The following is a 651-nucleotide window of genomic DNA, read 5'->3' on the forward strand; positions in this document are numbered from 1 at the left end:
ACGAGTTTCTGGCGATGTTATTGATAACTGTAACAGCAATCAAACCACGATGAAGCAACTCCGTGATAATTATAATGAACATACCCATCCCGTCCCCGGTGTGAGGTCAGGTGATTCGACCGTAACCAGCAGAACGACAGGAGCGACAGTAAAATGAGTGATATTACGTCATGGTGGGATGTCAAAAATATCCATGCGGATTGGCTGGTTGGTCACGGTGATTTGGTGACAGGTAACGACCTGCAAACCGCGATCATTATCAGTTTGTTTACGGACCGACAGGCGCGGGCGGATGATGTCATTGACGGCACTGATCGCCGGGGTTGGTGGGGTGATAGTGGTGCAGATTATCAAATCGGCTCTCGGTTGTGGCTACTGCATCGACAAAAACTCACCACGGCAGTTGCGCTGGCCGCCGAGGATTATGCCCGTGAAGCGTTGCAATGGATGCTGGACGACGGAGTGGCAGCGTCTGTCGATATTCGCACGCAGATTGTCTGGCCCCATCGGTTAAACATGATCATTCGTTATCAGCGTCCCGGGCGTGATAATGAGGACTTGCGGTTTTTTTGGGTATGGGAACGAGAAAATGCCATTTAAACGAAAAACACTGACCGAATTACGCGAGCAGAACCGCAGTTTTTTGCAGTC

Annotated in this window: 1 protein-coding gene; it reads left to right on the forward strand. The window is 50.2% G+C overall.

Going from position 1 to position 651, the window contains the following annotated elements:
- Positions 1-153 precede the first annotated feature (153 nt).
- A complete protein-coding gene (locus Xvie_RS20505) occupies positions 154-600 on the forward strand; it encodes a phage GP46 family protein (RefSeq protein ID WP_086110899.1) in 447 nt (148 codons plus the stop codon).
- Positions 601-651 lie beyond the last annotated feature (51 nt).

Origin of the sequence: Xenorhabdus vietnamensis (assembly GCF_002127535.1) — a bacterium.
GTDB classification, from domain to species: domain Bacteria; phylum Pseudomonadota; class Gammaproteobacteria; order Enterobacterales; family Enterobacteriaceae; genus Xenorhabdus; species Xenorhabdus vietnamensis.